A 20,915-nucleotide genomic window follows, 5' to 3' on the forward strand; every position below is an offset into this window, starting at 1 on the left:
CCCACGCCATTGACATCAATTCCGTTTCAGTCCCGCCAGCACGCCGCTTCGACACAAGAGCCCGATCGCGCGTCCCGCTTCGACAACCACGAGCGGCGGCGCATCCTCAGAAAGCGGCGCGAAGGCACGCTCGATGTTGGCGGTCGCATCGATAGTTCTCGCGACGCTGGACGCTTCGCCTCTGCGAGCGATGCGATAACCATCGCCCACGGTTTCGAGATTCCAGTCGGCGAAGTCGTCGACGGGCAACGCGAGGTCTCCACAGGTCATCGCCTTCGATAGATTCACGCCGCCTACGAATCTGGCGACGTAGTCGTCCGCGGGTCGGGTCAATATCTGCTTGCCCGTACCGACCTGAATCAGATTGCCGTCTTTCAGAATCGCGATCCGATCGCCGAGAAACAACGCCTCATCGAGATCGTGGGTGATGAAGACAATGGTTTTGTGCAGCCGCGCCTGAATGTCCTTGAGCTGGATCTGCATATCCTTCTTGATCAGCGGATCGAGCGCGCTGAACGCTTCGTCCATCAGCAGGACTTCGGCGTCGGTGGCAAGCGCCCTCGCAAGGCCGACGCGCTGCTGCATGCCGCCGGAGAGCTGGCCGGGATAATGATTGGCGAACCCCGACAGACCCACCAGATCGAGTTGTTCTTTGGCTCGCAGCTTCGTCGCCGAACTGCCGACGCCGGCAATGCGCAAGCCGTACCCGACGTTTTCCAACACCGTCTGGTGCGGCAACAGCGCAAAGCGCTGAAAGACCATGGCGACTTTCTTGCGCCGGAACTGCGTCAATTGCCGGGTGTTGTAGGCCAGAATATCTTCGCCGTCGAACAGAATGCGCCCGGCAGTCGGATCGATGAGCCGATTGAAATGTCGGATCAAAGTGGATTTTCCGGAGCCCGACAAACCCATGACGATGAACGTTTCGCCCTTGTCGATCGACAGATTGATCCGGTTCAATCCCAGCACGTCTCCATGCTGCTTCAGAAGATCGCTTTTGTTCATTCCGTTCTGGACGAGTCGGAGCGACTTTTTGGCGTTGGGTCCAAAAATCTTGGTCACATCCTCAATCCGGATTTTTGCGTCTCGAGTCATAGCGACGAACCCAGCTTCAAGTTTTTTTCCGCGCGCTTGCCATAGGCTTGCGCGATCCGATCGAACACGATGGCCAGCAACACGATGCCGACGCCGGACAACAGGCCGCGGCTCACTTCCAGTCGCTGAATGCCCTGGAGAACCTGGTAGCCGAGTCCACCCGCGCCGATCATCGACGCGATCACGACCATCGAGAGGGCCATCATCGTCGTCTGGTTGATGCCCGCCATGATCGAGGGCAACGCCAGCGGCATCTGCACCGTGAACAGCACCTGCAACTTCGTGGCGCCAAACGCGCGAACGGCCTCGACGAGTTTGTCGTCCACGTGCCGGATCCCGAGATCGGTGAGACGGATCACCGGCGAGACCGCGAAAAATATCGTGGCGAGCAAGGCCGGAATCTTCCCCGGTCCGAAAAGCATCACGAACGGAATGAGGTAGACGAAGATCGGCAGCGTTTGCAATACGTCGAGCACCGGCAACAAGGTGGTTCGCACGGCCCGCCATTGCGACATCATCAGACCGATGGGTATGCCGATCAGCACCGACAGCAGCGTCGCCGTCAGCATGAGCGCGATGGTTGCCATTGCCGGCTCCCACACGCCGACGAGGCCGACTCCGAACATGAGGACGACGACCATCGCCACTACGCGCACGCTGCGGGACACGAAGCCGGCCAGCAAAGCCAGCACGCCGATCACGGCCCACCAGGGCGTGGCCAGTAATACGTGTTCGAACCACATGAGCAGTCTCAGCACCGGCATGAAGGCCGCTTCGAGTCCCTGTCCGTGGTCGGTGACAAACTGGTTGAAGACCCTGTCGATCGTGCTGCTCGCGCTTGTCAGGTCCACAAAATTCGGAAAATCTGGAGTCATGTCCGCACCAAAATTCGTTCAACGGCACCATCGGCGTCGCAATACCTGCATCACGGGCACGCTGCTTTATCGAAGCGATGTCTGGATTTTCTGCGCGACGTCGGCCGGCACCCACGCCTTCCAGACGCTCGCGTAGTCCTTCAGGAAATGCTGCGCCAACTGATCGGGTGAAGCGCCGTTGGTGTCGCCCCAGGCCAGCACTTCGTTCAGCTTGTCGTTAGGCACCTGTAGCTTGCCGAGAAAGGTGGCGACCGCAGGCGCGGTGGTTTTGATATCCGACGAAACGGCGACCACCACTTCTCCGTTTTTCCAGCCGGTCAGTTGAGGATTGGCACAGTCGTCTTTCGTCAGGCACACGAACTTGTCGGCGTCGTACGCCGGCATGGCAAGTCGCACGAGGTGGTATTTCCCGATCACCTCGGTGGGCGACCAGTAGTAACCGACGAAGGCCTGGTGTCGCGCCACCGCGCGAGCGATCGAGGCTTTCAAGGCTTCGCCGGACCCGGGCGAAAACAGCTCGAAGCTGCTCTGAAGTCCGAGCGCCTTGTACAGATTGCTCGTGATGATTTCCGACGCCCAGCCCGGTGGGCTGCTATAGAGACGGCCTTTGTCGGGATTTTCCGGCGACGCAAAAACCTTCCAGTTCGCCTTCAGATCCTGGACGGATTTGATCTGCGGGTTTTCTTTGAGAACGTAGTCCGGCACCCACCACCCCTCCTCGCCTCCCGAAGCGAAGATGTCGTTGGCTTTGTAAACATTGCCCTTCTTCTGGATCTGGTTCCAGATGTCCTGCGTGGTCGACACCCAGAATTCCGGCGCAATGTTCGGCTGTCCGCGGGTCAGCATCGAGGTGGCGGTCGGAACCGTGTCGCCGGGCGTGAGTTCGGCGACGCAGCCGTATCCGGCGGTCAATATCTGCCGGGTCACGTGGGCGAGCGTGGAGGCCGACAACCACGTCATGTCCGCGATCGTGATCTTCTTCGCGGTTCCGCAATCCGCGGCGACGGCCGAGCCCGCGAACGCGCCGCCCAGCAACCCGACAAGCAGCATCACCGCTGCGCTTGCTCTAAACGTTCTCATCCCGCACCCCATGTGTGTTGGCCGACTGGCCGTTGCTATGCCGATTCGATGACCTCATCATCCAGGGTCGAAAATATTCAATCAATCTTATTATTTTTAAGTTATCTTCAAATTAATTGAACTGCCGGCAAAGAGGGGTAGCGATGATCAAGCTCGAAGCGCTGAGGGCGTTCGTGGCGGTGGCGGAGGCGGGAAGTATCAAAGGCGCGTCCGCGCGCCTGAACCGCACGGTCTCCGCAATCTCGATGACGCTGACGCAGCTCGAAAATGAACTGTCTAGTGAACTGTTCGAGAGAGATCGCAAAAGTCAGCTGACCGAGCTGGGCGTCTTCGTCGAACAAACCGCCACGGTGCTGATTCGCGACTACGATCGCGCGGTCGACATCATCAAGGCATACGCGAACGGTCGAACCGGCAAGTTGCGGATCGCGTCGGTTCCTTCAGTCGCGACGCATCTGCTGCCGGACCTGCTCAAGGACTTCGTCACCCGACACCGGAATGTCGACGTCGAGCTCACCGATACGGATAGCTTGCAGGTGATTCATCTCGTGGAGACGGCGCAGGCAGACTTCGGAATCTGCAGTCCCATCCCAGGCGAGACGGCAGTCGATTTCAAGCCGCTGTTCCGGGACAAGTTTCGACTCGTCTGCGCCGAAGACGATGCGCTGGCGAAGCTCGGGCGCCCATTGCGCTGGGAAGACCTGGCGGGCAGCAATCTGATTCTCAACGAGTCGTCGCGCAGCCTGACGAACGCTTCTTACGCGCAGCTTGCCGCGACGTCCCGATTGACGATCCGCAATATTTCGTCGCTCAATGCCATGGTCGGTTCAGGGTTGGGCGTGACCTTGCTACCGGCCTTGTCGTGTTCCGTCCTGCCGGCAGGCGTGGTTTCGCTGGAGTTTTCCGACGACGTGGTGTGCTGGCGAAGCGTCGGTATCGTGCAGCGCCCGAGTTCGATCGAGAGTCCGCTGGCGCGACATTTTTGCGAGCACCTGGAAAACCAGGCGCCTCAGTGGGTAAGCAGTCTCGAACGGATGTAGCGGGTGTTAGCTTCGTCCGCCCCCCGAAAGAGCGTCCGCGTAGTCCCGTCGTTGCACCAGACTCTCAACTCCCACACGCATGAATCAAAAACTCCTGAAACGCATGCGCCGGCGCTTCTAACGTTGCACCCTTACGCCACAACATCCCCACGTCCATCTGCGGAATCGCGTTCAGAACAGGCCGCGCTTCAATCCGCTTGCCTTCCAGCGACCACGGCCGGAACACCATATCCGACAGAATGGTCACGCCGAAGCCATGCGCGACCAGGCCGCGCAACGCCTCCCATCGAACTGGTACGGAACGCGACATCCGGTGCGGTGTCGTTCTGCCTCCGGTAACGTTGCGTCGATTGCTCGCCTTCATCCACGTTGATCTGAATGTACGGATAACCCGCAATGTCCGCGAGCGACGGCGTGGTGAGTTGCGTCAGCGGATGCGACGGCGAAGTCCACAACTGCCGGCGCGAGCGCATCAGCACGTGGTGCCGGAAACGCCGGACGTTCTCCACATTCGAGAGCAATACGATACCTAATTCGATGTCGCCATCGAGCACCGCCTGTTCGATCGACGGGCGATCCAGATCGAACAGGTCGATCACCACATCGCGATAGGTCGCTCGAAAACGCGCCATCAATTCCGGCAAAAAATAGCCGAGCACCGTATACGACGCGGCGACCCGCACCGTGCCTTTCAGATCGTGCGACCGGAACGGCGCCTTATAAACCGCGTCCCGAACCGAATCGAGTATGTGTCTGGCGTGATTCAGAAAGTCGTGGCCATCGGGCGTCAACGTCACGCCTTGAGGCAGACGCTCGAAGAGCCGTGTCCCCAGGGTTTCCTCCAGGGCGAGAACCGCATTGGTAATCGCCGACTGCGAAACATGCTCGACGGTCGCCGCCATCGAGAACTGGCCGCTCTGCGCGGCTGCCACGAAGTAACGCATCTGCCGCAGGGTGATGTCTTTTGACATATGTTTTTCGAATAGCAGGATTCAGTATTCGTGATTTTACGATGGAAATTCCGCTTCCTATTCTCGCCGGGAACCGCGATCAATAAGCACCCGGAGACTTCCCCCATGAACGCCCCGCTTTCGCCGTCGCTACGCGACGCACTCGCCAACGTCTCGCTAGACGACAAATACACACTCGAAAAAGGCCGCGTCTATATGAGCGGGACTCAGGCGCTGGTCCGCTTGCCCATGTTGCAGAAGGCGCGCGACCGCCTCGCCGGTTTGAATACCGCGGGTTATGTCTCGGGCTATCGCGGCTCACCGCTCGGCGCGCTTGACCAGGGCTTGTGGAAAGCGAAGCAGCATCTGAAGGAAAACGACGTGGTGTTTCAACCCGGCGTCAACGAGGACCTGGCGGCCACCGCCGTGTGGGGCACGCAGCAGCTTAACCTCTGGCCGGGTGCGAAAGTCGACGGTGTATTCGGCATGTGGTACGGCAAAGGGCCGGGCGTCGACCGTACGGGCGACGTCTTCAAGCACGCGAACTCCGCCAGCACCGATCCGAACGGTGGCGTGCTGGTGCTGGCGGGCGACGATCATGCGGCGAAGTCGTCGTCGGTCGCGCATCAGTCCGAGCATATGTTCGTGGCGAGCGGCATCCCCGTGCTGTATCCGGCCAGCGTGCAGGAGTATCTCGACTACGGGCTGCACGGCTGGGCGATGGGTCGCTATGCGGGACTCTGGGTTGCCATGAAATGCGTGACGGACGTCGTCGAATCGAGCGCATCGATCGAACTCGATCCCGACCGCTTGCAGATCGTTCTGCCCGAAGACTTCGAGATGCCCGAGGGCTGTCTCAACATCCGCTGGCCCGACTCGCCGCTCGCGCAGGAAGCGCGTCTTTTGAACTACAAGTGGTATGCCGCGCTCGCCTACATTCGGGCGAACAAACTGAACCGCGTGGTGATCGACAGTCCCAACCCGCGCCTCGGCATCATGACTGCGGGCAAGGCTTATCTCGATGTGAGACAGGCGCTGACCGACCTGTCGCTCGATGAAGAAACCTGCGCGCGCATCGGTATCCGCGTATTGAAAGTCGGCTGCGTGTGGCCGCTCGACGCGCAGAATGCGCGCGACTTCGCGACCGGCCTCGACGAGATTCTGGTGGTCGAGGAAAAGCGTCAGATTCTCGAATATGCGCTGAAAGAAGAGCTGTATAACTGGCGCGACGACGTGCGGCCGAAAGTATTCGGCAAGTACGATCAGCGCGACGACGAAGGCGGCGAATGGTCGGTGCCGCGTGGACAGACGCTGCTGCCCGCGCACTACGAACTGTCGCCGGCGCTGATTGCGAAAGCCATTGCGCGACGCCTCGCCAAAGCCGATCTTCCCGCCGACCTGCGCGCGCGCATCGAAGCCCGCGTCGCGGTCATCGAGGCCAAGGAACGCGAGGCCGCGATGCCGCGCTCGGTGACCGAGCGTCAGCCGTGGTTCTGCTCGGGCTGCCCGCACAATACGTCGACCCGCGTGCCGGAAGGTTCGCGCGCGCTAGCAGGCATCGGCTGCCATTACATGTCGATGTGGATGGACCGCAATACCGAGACCTTCAGCCAGATGGGCGGCGAAGGCGTCGCGTGGACCGGTCAGATGCATTTCACGAACGAGCGTCGCGTGTTCGTCAATCTGGGCGACGGCACCTATTTCCATTCCGGTCTGCTGGCGATACGCGCGTCGATTGCGGCCGGCGCGAACGTCACCTACAAAGTGCTCTACAACGACGCGGTCGCGATGACCGGCGGCCAGCCTGTCGACGGCGTACTCAGCGTGCCTCAGATCGCGTTTCAGGTCGTGGCCGAAGGGGCGAAACAGGTGCTGATCGTCACCGACGAGCCCGAGAAATACGACGCGAAAGTACGGCTACCGGAAGGCGTCGCGGTCTATCACCGCGACGAGCTCGACCGGCTGCAGCGTGAACTGCGCGAAGCAGCCGGCACGTCGATCCTCATTTACGACCAGACCTGCGCCACCGAAAAACGTCGGCGCCGCAAACGCGGCACGTATCCCGATCCGGCGAAGCGCGCGTTTATCAACGACACGGTGTGCGAGGGTTGCGGCGACTGCTCGGTACAGTCGAACTGTCTGTCGGTCGAGCCGTTGCCGACGCCGCTCGGCACCAAGCGCAAGATCAACCAGTCGTCGTGCAACAAGGACTTCTCCTGCGTGAATGGCTTCTGCCCGAGCTTCATCACCGCTGAAGGCGCGCAGGTGAAAAAGCCCGCGAAGCCAGCGGCTTCGGCGGCTTTACCCGACTTTGCCGCGTTGCCGCTGCCGAGCGTTGCAACGCTCGAGAAACCGTGCGGCGTGCCGGTGACCGGCGTCGGCGGCACGGGTGTGGTGACGATCGGCGGCTTGCTCGGGATGGCGGCGCACCTCGAAGGCAAAGGCCTCACCGTGCTGGACATGGCAGGTCTCGCAGAAAGGCGCCGCCGTACTGAGTCACGTGCAGATCGCCGCGACACCGGCCGAATTGCACGCGACACGGATCGCGACGGGTGAAGCGCGGGTGGTGATCGGCTGCGACGCGATCGTCTCCGCTTCAGCCGAAGTGCTGGCGCGGACTCAACGCGGCGTCACGAAGGCCGCGATCAACAGCGGCGCGACGCCGACCGCGCAATTCGTACGCGACCCGCGATGCCGCCGCTGCGCAACTGCCGCACCTCCTCAACCGGCCAAAGCACTCGGCGGTTCGGCAGTTTGGTTGGACGAACTCCGTGGTAGCTTCCCTCACTGGAGTACCGTTTCCGAATGGATCGAGGATCAACGGCCATCACCGCAGCGAACTCGTCCGTAGAGAGAAAGTCGCGATTCTCGGGAATCGGCATCGGTACTCGCACCATCGATTTCCGGAGGCTGGCCGGAGCGTCAGGCATGGGCCCGAGCAATGCGCTCGGCGTTGCCTCGCCTAGCACCGCCCGCATCGAATCGACTATCGCCATTGACTGTGCGGCATATTCAACATCTGCAACGGAATAAAGTCGATCTCTCCCGGCGCAGGCTTGCCGACAATTATGTCGATGAACAACGGCAGCCAGTCGGAGTCGATTTCTTCGTGCTCGAACCAGTCGATGAACTGGTGGGGCGTCATCTTCGTTGGCGTGACTTCGCCGTTTTCCTCGTCATCCATCTGTGACTGCCCGCGGTCCCAGCCCGCGGGCATTCTGCGCCAATGTCGAACAATGAGCGATCTCATGTGCAGCCTCCGTCACCATGAGACCCGGAATATCGACAAGGCAGGCGCCCCCTATCCATCACAACCATCGGACAGACCTGCTGCGGGCGGCGCACCGGTGAGAAAACCGGAATCCAGAAAGCACAAAGCCTGCTTGCGCAGGCTCTGGTGTGTTGCGTTACGGCGCGTCAGACGCACATCTATACCACGGGCCGCTAACGCGTACTCGGTCGTGCTTCGCACGTTAACCGGATCAGATTGTGTTTCCCTTTATAGACCAGTTTCGCCCAACGAACCAGGAGCTGATCTCAACATGCCAGGAATGCCGGCCAGGCGGGAATAACGGGCGTCGAACCAGAGGAGCCGCCTATCCCGCCGGACATCCCTCATGCGCGACCAGAGCGAGTCGTTTCAGACCCGACTCCCGCCGGGTTGATCACTTCGAGGTGGCGCGTGCCGTCCGGCACTGCGTCAACCACAAGCCAGCGATCGAAGGTTGCCAACCTGCCGCCGTGCGTGCGCGCGAGCGCAAGCAGATAGGTATCAGTTACCTGGCCGGTCGTGAGCAGTCGACTCACGTCGACATGATCCGGATTGAGCAGGCTCACGTCGTCAGACCAGAATTCGTGGCCGGGATGCGCTCGTAGCTGCGCCACGAGCGGCGCGACCGCCGCAGGCGTTTCCATCGTGTTCGGATAGCGCGGGTTCCCGATAATGCGCAACACACCGTTTTCGGTCAGCGGACAGGTCGCCCAGTCGGTCCGCCCAACCTGACCGAACCACGCGTGCGCCGCCTCGTGCTGCACATGACCAGCATCGAGTAGCGCGATCAGAACATTGACATCGAGCAGATACGCCATCAGGGCGCCTCGTCACGCAACTTGTTGACGAGTTCCGACGTGACCGGGCGCGCAGTGCGCGCGTTCGGCAGCACGGGCAGCCCGTTGCGCATGGCCGGCGAAGTACCCGTTGGCTGCAACGCCGCTCGGGCTAGTGCGGACAGGACGCGGCCAATCGATATGTGCTCGCGCTCGGCACGGGCGCGAGCGAGCGCGAGCACGTCGTCGTCGATATCGAGGGTGGTTCGCATGACGTCCTCCTGTGGCAACACCATCAGGATAACGCCAACAACATCAAACATCAAACATCGTCCCGAGACTCTGTGTTTCGTAGTAACTCTCCACAAGGTCGGCGCGGAATTCCCGTCATTAGCCGTCCAGTTATGAGTTCCGGGAGCGAAGAGTGACTTGCCACATGTAGTTCCGTACACTGTCGGGCCGGGGCAATGCCGGGTCGCACAACAACGTCATAGAACGTGACATCAGCGTGACATCAGGCCATCTGTACCGCAATGAAGGCACGGCTCTTTGCAGACACTGTCGCCGGGGCGAAGGCAAGCGCGATGGTATACAGCCTCCTGCCGACATGTCGCGAACCAGTTCGCGCGTCACCTGACACCCATCCAGCAGACGCGTGCCGTGGCGCAGCCATTGCCAGACCTGCGACCGGGCAATCTCGACGGTCGCCGCGCCTTCCATGAGACCGAACAGCCTGACCGATCCATGACCGCGCAACCACGCCTCCAGGTATCGGATAGACACCGCGATGTTGGATCGCAAGCCATGCTCGGTGACAGAGCCATCCAGGCGATCGGCCGCCATCAGGTCCGCGGCCGTTGCCTCGACCTCGACCTCGCCGTGCGAGCGGCCGATCTGATGCGGGTGCCCGCACAGTACGTGCTCGAAAGCGGCGTGACAGACCGGAACCAGATCCGGGTGAACGACCCAGGTGCCGTCGAAACCCTCGATCGCCTCGCGTTCCTTGTCGCGGCGCACGACTTCGACCGCGCGGCGTTGCGCCTCGGGATCGTGTCGATCCGGAATCTGCGTGGCGACACCACCCAACGCATGCGTACCACGTCGATGACACGTGCGGACCAGGAGCTCGGTGTAAGCGCGCATGAACGGCAGCCCCATCGTCAATTCCGCGCGGTCGGGCAAGACAAAATCCCGTCGATTCCTAAATTCCTTCGCAATACTGAACAGATAATCCCACCGGCCAGCGGTTAGCCCAGCGGCATGAGGACCAAGAGCATGCAGGATCTCGTCCATTTCGTACGCTGCGCCAATGTGCTCGATAAGCACGGTCGCGCGAATGCTGCCACGGGGAACACCAATCCAGTCCTGCGCAAATTCGAATACATCGTTCCACAGCTTTGCTTCGAGGTGGTTTTCAAGCTTCGGCAAGTAGAAGTAAGGCCCGCTTCCGCGCTCGAGTTGCCTGCGCGCGCAATGAAAGAAGTACAGGCCGAAATCGACCAGGCTGGCCGATGCAGCGTGTCCATCAACCGTCACATGCTGCTCGGGCAAATGCCAGCCGCGCGGCCTGACCACGATCGCCGTCGTGCCGCCTTCGAGCCTGTATTGCTTGCCTCGAGGGTCACGGTAGGTGATATCGCCCATGACCGCTTCTTTCAGGTTTCGCTGACTCGCCATGGCGTTGTGCCAGGTGGGCGACATCGCATCTTCCAGATCGGCCACCCATACTTGCGCATGAGCATTGAGCGCATTGATGACAATCTTCCGGTTCTCTGCCGGACCGGCAATCTCCACGGGTCTGTCGATCAAATCTTGGGGAGGTGCGGGAACGCGCCAATCGGGATCATTGCGGATGCCGGCTGTGCTGGATAAGAATTCGAAGTTACCGCCGTTCAGGCGATGGCCCGAGCATTCTTTACGGTAGTGGAGAACGTGCTGGCGCGGCTGCGCAAATTCGCGATCCAGCGCCACGATAAACTCCGTGGCGTCAACGGACCACACATCCGGAAATAGATCCGCCGCATCGCTTTCGATGGCGCAGCTCGCGCGAGTTGTCTTGGCCAACCTGAACTCCACAAAGTGTTTGTGTGTTCCCGGCCGGCTGGCTCAGCATGCGGCGGTTTGGTTTCACTATCGACGCTATAGCGGAATTGTTCAACCGCGAAAAGGAAACGTCACGTTGTCGATTTCCGCACAATGCGTGGGCTCGCGTTTCATTGACGGGCTTGGCTTATTTGTCCAATAAAAAAACAGGCCGCGTGTCGTGAGACAAGCAACCTGTTTCCGTATGTGCCGCTGAACCTGTGAAGCGCCCACGCGCCTGCTCCGCTAAGCGCGCACAAGTGGCTCGACTCGTTCGTCCGACACCGCGTTCTGCAACATTTGATGAGTCAGCATGACGTGTTGCCGGGCGAAACCGCGCGTCGTCAAATCCTTCGACACCAACTCCTGCTGCGCGCGACGAATTCGCTTCGTCGTGCCTTCAGGGTCGGCGCCTAGCGCGGCGACAGTCTCGCGCAGGCTTTGTGCATCGTGGACCGGTACGTATGAGACGGCGTCATCGGAGAAATAGTCGGACAGACCGCCTATGCCCGTTGCAACGACCGCCTTGCCGGCCGTCACCGCTTCGAGCAAAACCGTAATGCCCGATGCATGGTGATTGGGATGAAGCGGCACGACGATTACATCGGCCCATTCATAGAGCGCACGTTGCTCCGCCAACCCCGACACCGGCGCGACAACAACGTTATCCGCCCGATCAGAATGCGTGACTTTGCGCTGGGTCGCCAGCCTCGCGTTGAAGCGTGGATCGTTTTCAAACGCGGCCATGAAGGTCTGCCAATCACGGTCGCGATCATTACCAATGGCCGCCACGCGCAACGGTTCGTGAGGACGCCACTCGGACACTGGCTGCAAAGGGAAATCGTCGGTACTGACACCGTAGAGCACCACCGTTGCTTCGCGATTCCAGAATTTTTTCGTGAGCGCTGCGTTGTCGTGAGTCAGGGTCGTCAGCAAGCTCGCCTGGCTTAGCAGCCTCTTGAAGATCACGCGCTTGAACACGCTAAGCGATTCCCATATGTCGAGCAGCCACACGCTTTGTGCAAGCAGAAGCGGTTTATTCGGACCACGTTTGAGCATCAGCAATAACGCCGCCGATAGATACTCGCGCTCCGTATGCGTCCAGATCACGTCCGCCTCAAGCAGCGCTGCGCGATTGCGAAATGTATGAACGAGATCGCAACCGAGAAGCGCTTTCAAGCCGCGTCGAATAGTGCGGAGAACACGTCCTTCGGGATGATCGTGGGAATACGAAAGGGTCATCGATTCCGACTCGACGTGGTGATAACCGTACAGGCACCCAACGTTCTCGTCTTTCCGATACCGGCTTGGATCAACGCCATAGTAAAGATGAATATGAACGCTGATCGGCCTGCCCTCCATGTCCTCGTTCGCCAGGATAGGTGAATCCATATGCCCCTCGATAATGGCGCCTGCGCGGGCGCTTTATATGCTAAAAAAAGCATCGTACAGGTGCTGGGCGGCGCGGTGAACACCGTGGCTCAAGACATTCACGCTGAGCGAGAGGTAGCTAACACAACGGCCTGTATCACATTGATACCGTGTGTTCGACAACGCGCACAATAGAGGGTGAAACTCTGATATATCGGGCGTTTTTATCGCAAGGAGATTGCTTTGCAGTTCAATTCGACCATCGATCCGGACACGCTCCGGGCTTACAATGAAACTCATTATCGCGTCCTGGGCAATGCTCCCACGACGCTGCGCATAGGCCGCGCCAATCCTGATCTCGCCAAACTTCACCGGGCCTTTGGCGTTGACTGCAGCGCGTTTATCACCGCGGCGAATCCATTCAGCGAGATGACCAATGCCACGGCCAACACTCTGCGGCAAGCCGCGCTTGCGGAAGAACTTAGCCGCATGAACTTACGCTTTATCGAAGGGACAGGCGAGCATCCGTCAGGCACATGGCCGGGTGAACCGAGCTTCCTGGTTCTCGGCCTTATCCTTAGTGATGCAAAACAACTCGGTGTGAAACATGACCAAAATGCAATTGTATGGTGCGGCGCGGACACTGTGCCTCAATTGATCCTGCTCCGATAATTCGTTCAAGCAGCTAACGCTAATCGCTTAAGCCCGTGCAATCACGACAGGACGACTCGCGACTCGATCTAACCATGAACGAGTCGTCCGTGCTGTCATCAAGAACCCGCATAGATGTTGCAGAAGCTATACGGTCCGACACAAGCCTCATGACTCGGGCTGCCGATATTCGCAACACGCGAGGAACTGGCGCTCGAACCGGCTGCCACGCCGCCATAGGCCGACGTGCCCTGCCTGGCTTGCGCAACCTGATTCGTATAGATGCGAGCCACATCGGGATACGACGTGTTACTGACGAATTGTGACCCGTCTTGCTGCGCTTCAACGAGTTGTTGGCGGACTTCGGCGCGGGTCAGGCCTTGAGCCTGGGCAAATGCGCTTGACGATGCGAGGACAGCGGCGGACATCACGAACAGGGCAATCTTTTTCATTTTCGACTCCAGAGTGTTTAACGGGTTGGTACTAGGGCGAACCCATTTTTTTCCCCTCTATTCCCGATAAGTCGAAAATAATTTGCGCGCGTGCGTGGTAAGGATTTTGGAAGCACCTATTTGATGAGCCAATCGGCAAGCACATGAACGGCGTTGTCATGGCGGATCGAGCGCGTCGGCCAGTGTTGCCCGCGTGTCGATGGTGCTGTTTGCGCACGTGACGTCACCGCGCGGCCAGCGAATGCTGGAGGAGGTTTTGGAAGTACAGCGTTGCGCAGAAGAAGGACTCGCCGCGCTGGCGGCCACGCGCCGGACGACGGAACAACTCGGGCGGCTGATGGAGCTGGTGACGCAGATGGGCAGCGTCCTGGATCAACACGGCGCCTATACAGAACTCGATGTGGAGTTTCACGATGTGATCGGTGAAGCGGCTAATAATCGATTGCTGCGGACAATGCTGGATCCCGTGCGTGAGGTGATCCGCGACGGATACGTCCCGACCGAAGAGTTGCCGAGGGCGCCGGAACGCTCCTGGAAAGGCCATCAAAAGATTCTGCGGGCAATCGAGAAACAGGATGCGAAAGCGGCGCGTACCGCCATGCATGAACATCTCGAGATGTTTCGGCAGCACTTGGGGATTTCGCTGGATGCCGGGCGTTAGGCGCAACTTTTTATACAAGAGAAAAAGCGTTTCCGCCTGGCCTTACTTTCGGGACGCTATCGCCATGTCGTACACGCCTCGGCGCATGCACTCCGCACACCAGCATCGCGTGGCAACCTCCGCTTGCGCCTCCCAGCTATGCCCGAACGAGCATTCCCATCGCAAAGGCGTGGTGGCATCGACGTAACTCGCCGACAACAGTCTCCCGCCCCGCTCCTCGGCAAGGGCCTTCAGCCGCTCGGTGTGCTGTTCGCGGCGCTGCGTCGCAGTTTCATGCAACGCACGTTCTGCGCGGCGCTCAGGCCGTCGTCCCACGCGTGCCCGCGGCCGCATTGCCAGCCTGCATCAGCCGCTTCAAACGTTAACGCCCGGTCCTCGCGATGACGCGCCGCCAGCGCCATCAATGTCTCGCGCCCAAGCGCGTGTTTTGATTTTTGGTGATCCATGAGTATGGGTACCGATATTGAAACGCCCCGCCGCGCAACTCAATGCTGGCCGCCGCCTGATGCTTCCGATCGCGATGTAGTCGTCACTATGCCATCGGGGCCGAAATGCGCGTTGAACATGGCGTCGCGCGTCACGCCGCCCTCCTCCCAATGCCAGCTCCACACGCGCTCTTTTTTGAGCGGATATTCGGCGCTGGTAGTCGGCTTGCCCAGCAAGCGGCGCACTTCGTCCTGCGTCATGCCCGGCCGTACCTTGGCGATGTTCTCCGCGGTCAGCACTTGCGTGACCGAGACAAATTTGCCGTTTGCATCGATATCGACGAAATAGGTATTCGTACCCGCCGGACCACGCGGATATTCGAAACGCTTCGAGCCGTCGGTGTAGGTTCGCGCCGTTTCCGGCTCGCCCATCTGGTCGCGAATCTGCGCCTCGGTCGTCACGCCCGGCGTCAGGTCCTTCAATAGCAACGTGTCGGGTTTGACGGCGTTGAAAAACGCCTTGAGCTTGTTCATGGCATCCGCATTTTGCTGGTCGTTGCAGCCGGCGAGCAGCACAGCGGACACGCACGTGGCAGCGAGCAAAAGCCTTTTCATACGAGCCAGGCTCCCGTCGCATGCGCGCTGCGCACCGTGTTCATCATCCGGCCTTCTTCAGGGATGGCACCGGATCCACGGCCTGTCCCGACTTGCGAAGCTCGAAGTGAAGCAACGGCTTGTTGCTCGGCCCGGTTCCCATTTCCGCGATGGTCGCGCCCTGGCGGACGGTGTCGCCTTCCTTCACTAGCAGCTTGCCGTTGTGCGCGTACGCGGTCAGGAAGTCGTTGCCGTGCTTGACGATGATCATCTGCCCGTAAGCACGCAGACCGCTGCCCGCATACACGACCCTGCCCGCAGCCGCCGCTTTCACCGGTTCGCCGAGCTTGCCGCCAATATCGATACCTTTGCTGCCGCCTTCGCCGAACTTCGTGATCACGTCGCCTTGTGCCGGCCACGTGAGCCACGCGCCCTTCGAATTGGTCTGAGGCGTGCTGGTGTCGGCCGGGGAGTTGTTATTGCTCGCCGTCGCGGCCGGTGCGCCGATGATCGGTGGCCCCGCCTTCGAGGCCGACGATGCAGCCTGTTTGCTCCAGTCGTCACCGTTGGCGGCCGTGCCCGTGCTGCCCGGCGGCGCCACCCGCAACAACTGGTCGATGTTGACCTGTTTGCTTTCAGGCAGGTTGTTCCACTTGATGAGATCGGACGGACGCTGCTTTTGCGCGCGCGCGATGCCATAGAGCGTATCGCCCGGTTTCACCCGATAAAACCCCGCACCGGCATCCACCTGCACCGGCGGCGCAATGGCGGCCGGCCCGGCGGACCCGGTGCCCGGCGGCGTCGTGGGGATCAGTGCTGGCGAGCTCGTGCCGCCCGTCGACTGCTCGACGATAGGCGCGGGCGTCAGCGCCGTCGAGCAACCGGCGATCGAGACAGCTACGCCAATAGAAACGAGCGCACCGAGCACTCCCCCGCGGCCGTTGACGGCCCATCCTGAATTACCTGAACGCGATACCGCCATGCTTGCCGTTTTCCCTGACTTCCTGTTATCGATATTTTCGGGCTGCGTCCAGGCGCTCAGAACCGCATGCCGGCGCCACATCCGCCGAAAGCCCCGCCGTTCGTTGCACTGCCGCTGCAACCAAAAATCCCGCAGCCGGCGAGTAGCGCCGTTACACCCAGCACCGCCACCGCCAGCCTGAGACGGCGCCAGTTACACGCCGCTCCCGCTTCACTTCTTGTTCGTTCCAACATCAGCGATAAGACCTGGCCAACGTTCGCCAGCATAAAACATTTAACGTTTGTTCACGAAACGCCGGAATCGTTCGTCTCGATATTCGAACCACCGAGCCGACAATTCGGCATTCTAACCTTTTACGTTTTGGCGGCGAAGACGCCAGCGGGCCAAGTAGCCTGCCCGTGATATGCGCGCTTCAAAGTGCCGGCCCGGCGACTTCGAAAGCGCTTGACGAACCAATCAATCGAACCAATCCATCCGACTCAATTACCCGCTTTACGCCGCATGACTTTCCACACTGCGCCCAGCGCGATCGGCACGATCGCCGCGCACACCCCGACCAGCGCGATCACGTTCAGATACTGGCGAATAAACGGGATATTGCCGAAGAAATAACCGAGCAACACGAGCAGCAATACCCAGATCAGCGCGCCCAGTATGTTGAACAACTGAAACCGCGACGCTTTCATCGCCGATGCGCCTGCCACGAAGGGCGCAAACGTCCGCACGATCGGTACGAAGCGCGCGAGCACGATGGTTTTGCCGCCGTGCCTTTCGTAGAAACCTTGCGTCTTGCGAAGCGCTTCGCGATCGAGGAAACGTTCGAGCACGGGAATGTGAGTATCGAATACCTTGGGGCCGATCGCGCGGCCAATCCAGTAATTCACCGTATTCCCGAGGATGGCCGCGATCAGCAGCAGGACGATCAGCGTGCCTAGATCCATTGACCCGCTCGCCGCGAATGCGCCGCCGATGAACAGCAGCGAGTCGCCCGGCAGGAACGGAAACACCACGAGCCCCGTTTCGCAGAAAACGATCAGGAACAGCACCGCGTACACCCAGCCGCCGTAATGCTGGATGAAAAAACCGAGCGATTTGTCGATGTGGAGAATAAGACTCAGGAATGACAGCAGCGTATCCAAAAGGGGGCCTCGACCAGGATGAAATGAGCGGGAAACCAGCAATAGCAGCTAGCATGCGCGGGCATGTTGTTACGATAAAAACAGTCGCGCCATGATACCGAACTCGACGCTGGAAAATTCGCGAAGCGCGTGTTCATCGGCAGGTTTTCGCGCTAATCCGCCCGTTTTCGACGCTCTGGAGCGCGTAGAACAGTACGCCAGTCGGTGACAGACAAACGCGTAGTGGCAGACTGAATGGCGGCGAAATCGTTCACGGGCGCGAAGCTTTATAATTTAGGCATGCCCGATCTCATCGATTCATCCGACACGATTTCCAACTCTTCCGCCCCCGCCGGGCGCTTGCCGCGCGCCATTCAGCAGTTGCCCGACCAGTTGATCAGCCAGATCGCGGCGGGCGAAGTGGTCGAACGGCCGGCGTCCGTGGTGAAGGAGTTGCTCGAAAACGCGCTGGACGCCGGCGCGTCGAGCTTGCGGATCACGCTCGACGAAGGCGGCGTGAAGCGGATCATGATCGTCGACGATGGCTGTGGCATTCCCCCCGCCGAACTCTCTTTGGCATTGTTGCGCCACGCCACCAGCAAGATCCGCTCGCTTGCCGAGCTGGAAGCCGTAGCGTCGCTGGGGTTTCGCGGTGAAGCGCTGGCGTCGATTGCGTCGGTGGCGGAGCTTTTCATCACCAGCCGGACGGCGGCGTGCGCGCATGCCACGCGGATCGACGCCCAGACCGGCGCGATCTCGCCGGCGGCCGGGACTATCGGCACGACGATGGAAGTGCGCGAGCTGTACTTCAACACGCCCGCACGCCGCAAATTCCTGAAAAGCGAGCAGACCGAGCTCGGGCATTGCCTGGAAGTGATCCGGCGCGTCGCGCTGGCAAGGCCGGATATCGCGATATCGGTGATTCACAACGGCAAAGCGGTCGAGCATTGGAACGCTTCGGACCCTTCCACGCGCGTGGCGAAAATTCTCGGCGAGGTCTTCGCCACCGCGCATCTGCCGCTCGACGAACGCGCCGGACCGCTGGCCGTGTATGGCTGCGCTGGACTGCCGACCGCGAGCCGCGGCCGCGCCGACCAGCAATACTTTTTCGTCAACGGCCGCTTCGTGCGCGACAAGCTGCTGACGCACGCCGTGCGCGCCGCGTACGAGGATGTGCTGCACGGCAACCGCTATCCATCGTATGTGCTGTTCCTTGATCTGCCGCCGGAATCGGTGGATGTGAACGTGCATCCGTCGAAGATCGAAGTGCGTTTCCGCGATTCACGCTCGATCCATCAGTACGTGTTCCATGCCGTGCAGCGTGCGTTGGCGCGTCACGCGGGGGCGTCGCCGGAAACAACGGCCGGTGGGCACGCCGCGCAATTGGAGCCGACGGGAATCGCTTCGTTCAGCGCCCGGCCTTACGCGGGCGCCGGTGTGGTGGGTATGGGTACAAGCTCACTGAACGATTCCACGCTGGGTTCGGAGCGGAAAAACGACAACGCCACGAACTGGCTGCGGCAATCGCGGATGACGCAGGGCAATCTGCCGGTCGCTCAGCCGCTGGCGCTGTACGACGCGTTGTTCGGTCGCCGCGATGTAAACGCCGGCACGCCGCAGGGCTCGACGCTTGCCGAGGGCGTCAGCTCGTCCGAGGCTTATTCGCCGAACCAGCCCAGCGCGCCGCCGCTCTACGCCGCGATGCCGGGTGCGCCGGATATCGGTGCCGATGAGCAGCCGCTTGGCTTCGCGCTGGGTCAGATTCATGGCATCTACGTGCTGGCGCAAAACGCGCAAGGTTTGATCATCGTCGACATGCATGCGGCCCACGAGCGCATCCTTTACGAGCAGTTCAAGAACTCGCTGGCTGACCGGGCAATCGCGGTGCAGCCGTTGCTGATTCCGGTGACGATGACCGTCGATGCCGTGGAAATGGGCGTGGTCGAGGAAGAGCGTGAAGTGCTGGACGCGTTGGGATTCGATCTGGCGATTCTGTCGCCGGGCTCGATTGCGATTCGCGCGGTCCCTGCCCTGCTGAAAGATGCCGATTTGCAGTCGTTGGCGCGCGCGGTGATTTCGGATTTGCAGGCTTATGGCGGCTCGCGGGTGTTGACCGAGCGTCAGCACGAATTGCTGGGCACGCTCGCGTGCCACCACGCGGTGCGGGCGAATCGCCGGCTGACGCTGGACGAAATGAATGGCCTGTTGCGCCAGATGGAAGCCACCGAGCGCGGCGACCAGTGCAATCACGGCCGGCCGACCTGGTTCCAGTTGACGCTCGGCGATCTCGACCGACTTTTCATGCGCGGCCAATGAGCGCGCGGCAGATTGCGTGTCGGGTTGCGTGCTTATTGGGGCCGACGGCATCGGGAAAGACTGCGGCGGCGCTCGCGTTCGCTCAACGCTGGCCGGTGGAAATCATCAGCGTGGATTCGGCGCTGGTTTATCGCGGCATGGATATAGGCACGGCGAAACCTAGTCACGAAGAACGCGCGCTGGCACCGCATCATTTAATCGATATCATCGATCCGACCGAATCGTATTCGGCTGCTCAATTTCGGGATGACGCTTTGAAGCTGGTGGCCGACATTGAAGGTCGCGGCCGAATCCCGTTATTGGTCGGTGGAACGATGTTGTATTACATGGCTTTGACACGTGGATTGAATGAGTTGCCGGAGGCGAATCCGGAAATGCGCGCGGCGCTTGATGAAGAAGCTGCACGAGATGGCTGGCCTGCTTTGCACGCGCGATTGGCTATGGTTGATCCTGAAACCGCGGCGCGGTTGGCACCTAATGACTCGCAGCGAATTCAGCGAGCACTGGAAGTGTTTATGCTGAGCGGCAGACCTTTATCCGCCATATTGAAAGACCCGAAAAAGAGTCAGGAAAGCGAACCTGAATTCGTTCCGATTGCGTTGGAGCCATCGGATAGAAGCGTGTTGCATAAGCGGATCGAGAAGCGGTTTGATTTGATGCTTGAAGCTGGATTGCTGGAGGAAGTGGAGCGGCTACGGGCGCGCAGGGATTTATCGCCGGCGATGCCATCGATACGATGCGTGGGGTATCGGCAAGCTTGGGAATATCTGGATCGGGAAATCGACTATAAGACCATGCGCGATAAAGGCATTTTCGCGACGCGTCAGTTGTGTAAAAGGCAGTTGACGTGGTTGAGGGCGATCAAGGAGCGGCGAGTGGTAGATTGCACCCGCGACGATGCGATGGAAATGACGGTGGGGGAAATTGAGCGGGTGGTTCGTATTTAGTGCGTGGTAAGCGAAGCCGAGGTGGCGCGATACTAGTCGACGAACTTCGTGTGACGCGTATCGGCCAAAGGAGTTGACGTTCACCGGTGCTGTGATCCAGGCGCGCTGACGTCCGCTCCAAATCAGCAAACGGCCAGCCGAAATGCGGCAGCCTGGTTGGCGAGGGCCGGTGGCGAAGTTGGTCTGTGCAGACACCTAGCAGAAGTGTGCGGTACCGCTCATTCTGGAA

General features: G+C 60.3%; 17 protein-coding genes and 3 pseudogenes. 6 read left to right on the forward strand and 14 right to left on the reverse strand.

All coding sequences use genetic code 11. The features are described 5' to 3' along the window. Positions 1-15 precede the first annotated feature (15 nt). The 3 genes from ACSQ36_RS16250 to ACSQ36_RS16260 form a co-directional block, all read right to left on the reverse strand. Positions 16-1,095: a quaternary amine ABC transporter ATP-binding protein gene (locus ACSQ36_RS16250; RefSeq protein WP_436182673.1), complete on the reverse strand. Its 1,080-nt coding sequence runs from the start codon at positions 1,093-1,095 to the stop codon at positions 16-18. Beyond that, entirely contained in the window at positions 1,092-1,970 is an 879-nt protein-coding gene (locus ACSQ36_RS16255) for an ABC transporter permease (RefSeq protein ID WP_436182674.1), read from the reverse strand. Before ACSQ36_RS16255 ends, ACSQ36_RS16250 begins: the two co-directional genes overlap by 4 nt. Before the next feature lie 66 nt (positions 1,971-2,036). Beyond that, entirely contained in the window at positions 2,037-3,050 is a 1,014-nt protein-coding gene (locus ACSQ36_RS16260) for a glycine betaine ABC transporter substrate-binding protein (RefSeq protein ID WP_436182675.1), read from the reverse strand. 143 nt (positions 3,051-3,193) lie between these two features. On the opposite strand from ACSQ36_RS16260, the gene ACSQ36_RS16265 reads away from it, so the two are divergent. Then, complete coding sequence (locus tag ACSQ36_RS16265) at positions 3,194-4,090, forward strand: LysR family transcriptional regulator (protein WP_436182676.1); 897 nt, start codon at positions 3,194-3,196, stop codon at positions 4,088-4,090. Between the two features lie 64 nt (positions 4,091-4,154). Here the strand turns inward: ACSQ36_RS16265 and ACSQ36_RS16270 are convergent. Further along, positions 4,155-5,061, reverse strand: a pseudogene (locus ACSQ36_RS16270) (LysR family transcriptional regulator). A 105-nt stretch (positions 5,062-5,166) separates the two neighbouring features. On the opposite strand from ACSQ36_RS16270, the pseudogene ACSQ36_RS16275 reads away from it, so the two are divergent. Continuing rightward, positions 5,167-7,729, forward strand: a pseudogene (locus ACSQ36_RS16275) (indolepyruvate ferredoxin oxidoreductase family protein); the annotation flags it as partial. 297 nt (positions 7,730-8,026) lie between these two features. Here ACSQ36_RS16275 and ACSQ36_RS16280 read toward each other — a convergent pair. From ACSQ36_RS16280 to ACSQ36_RS16300, 5 genes and pseudogenes are all read right to left on the reverse strand, one after another. After that, positions 8,027-8,224 carry a hypothetical protein gene (locus ACSQ36_RS16280; protein WP_436182677.1) on the reverse strand — a complete coding sequence of 66 codons (198 nt, stop codon included), beginning with the start codon at positions 8,222-8,224 and terminating at the stop codon, positions 8,027-8,029. Between the two features lie 431 nt (positions 8,225-8,655). Next, positions 8,656-9,129 (reverse strand): TA system VapC family ribonuclease toxin, encoded by a 474-nt coding sequence (locus ACSQ36_RS16285; protein WP_436182678.1) that lies wholly within the window; start codon positions 9,127-9,129, stop codon positions 8,656-8,658. After that, a complete protein-coding gene (locus ACSQ36_RS16290) occupies positions 9,129-9,359 on the reverse strand; it encodes a CopG family transcriptional regulator (RefSeq protein WP_436182679.1) in 231 nt (76 codons plus the stop codon). The genes ACSQ36_RS16285 and ACSQ36_RS16290 overlap by 1 nt, the downstream gene beginning before the upstream one ends. Before the next feature lie 391 nt (positions 9,360-9,750). Then, positions 9,751-11,163 (reverse strand): annotated as a pseudogene (gene aceB, locus ACSQ36_RS16295) (malate synthase A); the annotation flags it as partial. Positions 11,164-11,415: 252 nt separating this feature from the next. Beyond that, the gene (locus tag ACSQ36_RS16300; RefSeq protein ID WP_436182680.1) at positions 11,416-12,561 is read right to left on the reverse strand and encodes a glycosyltransferase; all 1,146 of its coding nucleotides are present in this window, start codon (positions 12,559-12,561) and stop codon (positions 11,416-11,418) included. A gap of 222 nt (positions 12,562-12,783) precedes the next feature. On the opposite strand from ACSQ36_RS16300, the gene ACSQ36_RS16305 reads away from it, so the two are divergent. Then, positions 12,784-13,212: a DUF3293 domain-containing protein gene (locus ACSQ36_RS16305; protein ID WP_436182681.1), complete on the forward strand. Its 429-nt coding sequence runs from the start codon at positions 12,784-12,786 to the stop codon at positions 13,210-13,212. 98 nt (positions 13,213-13,310) lie between these two features. Here the strand turns inward: ACSQ36_RS16305 and ACSQ36_RS16310 are convergent, their stop codons facing one another. After that, positions 13,311-13,643: a DUF4148 domain-containing protein gene (locus tag ACSQ36_RS16310; RefSeq protein WP_213767201.1), complete on the reverse strand. Its 333-nt coding sequence runs from the start codon at positions 13,641-13,643 to the stop codon at positions 13,311-13,313. A 256-nt stretch (positions 13,644-13,899) separates the two neighbouring features. Between ACSQ36_RS16310 and ACSQ36_RS16315 the strand changes: the two genes are divergently transcribed. Next, positions 13,900-14,304, forward strand: a complete 405-nt coding sequence (locus ACSQ36_RS16315) for a FadR/GntR family transcriptional regulator (RefSeq protein ID WP_436182682.1) — start codon at positions 13,900-13,902, stop codon at positions 14,302-14,304. A 230-nt stretch (positions 14,305-14,534) separates the two neighbouring features. Here the strand turns inward: ACSQ36_RS16315 and ACSQ36_RS16320 are convergent, their stop codons facing one another. From ACSQ36_RS16320 to ACSQ36_RS16335, 4 genes are all read right to left on the reverse strand, one after another. Then, complete coding sequence (locus tag ACSQ36_RS16320; protein WP_436182683.1) at positions 14,535-14,750, reverse strand: hypothetical protein; 216 nt, start codon at positions 14,748-14,750, stop codon at positions 14,535-14,537. 39 nt (positions 14,751-14,789) lie between these two features. Beyond that, positions 14,790-15,344 carry an outer membrane protein assembly factor BamE domain-containing protein gene (gene bamE, locus ACSQ36_RS16325; protein ID WP_436182684.1) on the reverse strand — a complete coding sequence of 185 codons (555 nt, stop codon included), beginning with the start codon at positions 15,342-15,344 and terminating at the stop codon, positions 14,790-14,792. Positions 15,345-15,387: 43 nt separating this feature from the next. Continuing rightward, on the reverse strand, positions 15,388-16,305 hold the full coding sequence (locus tag ACSQ36_RS16330) for a peptidoglycan DD-metalloendopeptidase family protein (RefSeq protein WP_436182685.1): 918 nt from the start codon (positions 16,303-16,305) through the stop codon (positions 15,388-15,390). Between the two features lie 479 nt (positions 16,306-16,784). After that, entirely contained in the window at positions 16,785-17,444 is a 660-nt protein-coding gene (locus ACSQ36_RS16335) for a VTT domain-containing protein (protein ID WP_436182686.1), read from the reverse strand. Positions 17,445-17,723: 279 nt separating this feature from the next. Between ACSQ36_RS16335 and mutL the strand changes: the two genes are divergently transcribed. Further along, entirely contained in the window at positions 17,724-19,739 is a 2,016-nt protein-coding gene (gene mutL, locus ACSQ36_RS16340) for a DNA mismatch repair endonuclease MutL (RefSeq protein WP_436182687.1), read from the forward strand. After that, the gene (gene miaA / locus ACSQ36_RS16345) at positions 19,736-20,686 is read left to right on the forward strand and encodes a tRNA (adenosine(37)-N6)-dimethylallyltransferase MiaA (protein WP_436182688.1); all 951 of its coding nucleotides are present in this window, start codon (positions 19,736-19,738) and stop codon (positions 20,684-20,686) included. Before mutL ends, miaA begins: the two co-directional genes overlap by 4 nt. The last annotated feature ends 229 nt before the right edge of the window (positions 20,687-20,915 follow it).

The sequence above is a fragment of the Caballeronia sp. LjRoot34 genome, from assembly GCF_964253815.1.
Taxonomy (GTDB): domain Bacteria; phylum Pseudomonadota; class Gammaproteobacteria; order Burkholderiales; family Burkholderiaceae; genus Caballeronia.

Coding starts and splice junctions, on each gene's coding strand:
- ACSQ36_RS16250 (WP_436182673.1), bottom strand. CDS start 1,095: ATGACTCGAGACGCAAAAATCCGGATTGAGGATGTGACCAAGATTTTT.
- mutL (WP_436182687.1), top strand. CDS start 17,724: ATGCCCGATCTCATCGATTCATCCGACACGATTTCCAACTCTTCCGCC.
- ACSQ36_RS16255 (WP_436182674.1), bottom strand. CDS start 1,970: ATGACTCCAGATTTTCCGAATTTTGTGGACCTGACAAGCGCGAGCAGC.
- ACSQ36_RS16320 (WP_436182683.1), bottom strand. CDS start 14,750: ATGGATCACCAAAAATCAAAACACGCGCTTGGGCGCGAGACATTGATG.
- ACSQ36_RS16260 (WP_436182675.1), bottom strand. CDS start 3,050: ATGAGAACGTTTAGAGCAAGCGCAGCGGTGATGCTGCTTGTCGGGTTG.
- ACSQ36_RS16310 (WP_213767201.1), bottom strand. CDS start 13,643: ATGAAAAAGATTGCCCTGTTCGTGATGTCCGCCGCTGTCCTCGCATCG.
- ACSQ36_RS16330 (WP_436182685.1), bottom strand. CDS start 16,305: ATGGCGGTATCGCGTTCAGGTAATTCAGGATGGGCCGTCAACGGCCGC.
- miaA (WP_436182688.1), top strand. CDS start 19,736: ATGAGCGCGCGGCAGATTGCGTGTCGGGTTGCGTGCTTATTGGGGCCG.
- ACSQ36_RS16285 (WP_436182678.1), bottom strand. CDS start 9,129: ATGGCGTATCTGCTCGATGTCAATGTTCTGATCGCGCTACTCGATGCT.
- ACSQ36_RS16290 (WP_436182679.1), bottom strand. CDS start 9,359: ATGCGAACCACCCTCGATATCGACGACGACGTGCTCGCGCTCGCTCGC.
- ACSQ36_RS16300 (WP_436182680.1), bottom strand. CDS start 12,561: ATGGATTCACCTATCCTGGCGAACGAGGACATGGAGGGCAGGCCGATC.
- bamE (WP_436182684.1), bottom strand. CDS start 15,344: ATGAAAAGGCTTTTGCTCGCTGCCACGTGCGTGTCCGCTGTGCTGCTC.
- ACSQ36_RS16265 (WP_436182676.1), top strand. CDS start 3,194: ATGATCAAGCTCGAAGCGCTGAGGGCGTTCGTGGCGGTGGCGGAGGCG.
- ACSQ36_RS16280 (WP_436182677.1), bottom strand. CDS start 8,224: ATGGATGACGAGGAAAACGGCGAAGTCACGCCAACGAAGATGACGCCC.